Origin of the sequence: Chitinivibrio alkaliphilus ACht1 (genome assembly GCF_000474745.1) — a bacterium.
Taxonomy (GTDB): domain Bacteria; phylum Fibrobacterota; class Chitinivibrionia; order Chitinivibrionales; family Chitinivibrionaceae; genus Chitinivibrio; species Chitinivibrio alkaliphilus.
In genome coordinates this window covers 1-1,258 of record NZ_ASJR01000064.1, presented here as the reverse complement: position 1 = coordinate 1,258, position 1,258 = coordinate 1, and the positions used below count along the sequence as shown (strand labels likewise).

1 protein-coding gene is annotated in these 1,258 nt (G+C 53.7%); it reads left to right on the top strand.

Annotated features, from left to right (window positions below):
- The coding region (locus CALK_RS13090) for a hypothetical protein (protein WP_034638390.1) at positions 1 to 1,258 on the top strand (1,258 nt) is incomplete at both ends.

Below are 1,258 nucleotides of genomic sequence, written 5' to 3'. Positions count from 1 at the left end.
GCCATTCGCGATACCGTAGATGGGCTTCGTGTAGATCCGGAAAGCCGCGATTTTACCACTGTTCCTTTGCCGGTTATAGCCAGCATTTCGGGGGAGTGGGTGAATCAGGAGATTTGGGTTTCCCGTGAAGATTCCCCCGATTTCATTGCCTATTCCGGCCCCATAGATCTTTTTGAAACGGAGGATATTACCTTCGAAGCCCGTGCTGATTTTGCCGTGTGGCAGCGCCTTGATCGTTCCTATCGTCGGGTGGCACGGGTAGATTCTGCGGCCTATTTTGACGCTACCGGTGATGGCCGAATTGATTCGGTGGAGGTCGCCTTTGATCTCTCCCTCGGGGAGTATCCCGAAACACTTATTCTCCAATCGCCCTTTTCCGATGAAACACGAACCCTCTCTCAAGAGGCCTTCTCTGGAGCAGATGGGGTTGTTCGTGCGCGCTTTGAACCCTTTTCCTTTTCAGGAAAAACGGCTTTTACAGCTGCTGAGCTGGGCGAAGTGCGTGGCACGCTCTACGATGATGGAACCTTTCTCATCGCCGATTCCCTTGCACCGGTTCTGGTGTCAGCAGAGTACAGCCCCGGTGAGATAGAGCGTATTGAGCCGGATATTCGCCGGTTTCCCGATACCCTTCGGGTGGTATACTCCGATGAGGTATCCGTGGAGAATCTTTCCCGCCCCTTTGCCTTTCACTCTGACCAGGGTGCTCCGGCACTGGAATATGCCACAAGTGAACTTCGTGTTGAACGGGATAATTCCTATGACCGCACCATGGGCACCTTCATCGTGGAGGAGGTTGTGGGCAGTCCCATTGCTGAAGGCGACAGTGTGTCCATTGAGCTAGAAAGTGGTACTGTGGGCTCGTCGGGGACGGTCCAGACAGTGACAGAAAACCGGCGTGTTCCCCTGATTGTCCACGATATTCCCTACCGCTTATATATTAGCAGCAATAGCCCGGCAATACCAACGGAGAGTGAGATTCCTGAGGCACTTACCTCGCGTAACCGCTCGGTTTCCACGGGGGTTGTTGTGGTGGCAGACTTCCTCATGCAGATGGAAGAAGGGGGGCAGGATGGACGGCTCACTATCTTTGATAAGGTGGGAAATGTGGTGCAGGAGGTGCGCGGAGTAGACGATTCCAATGAGCATCTTTTTGTTGAGTTGCACCACGAAGACCGAACACGCCTTGTGTTTTACTGGACGGGGAAAAATAGAAACGGTCGCTCTGTTGCGGCCGGAGCATATCATGGGGTCCTGC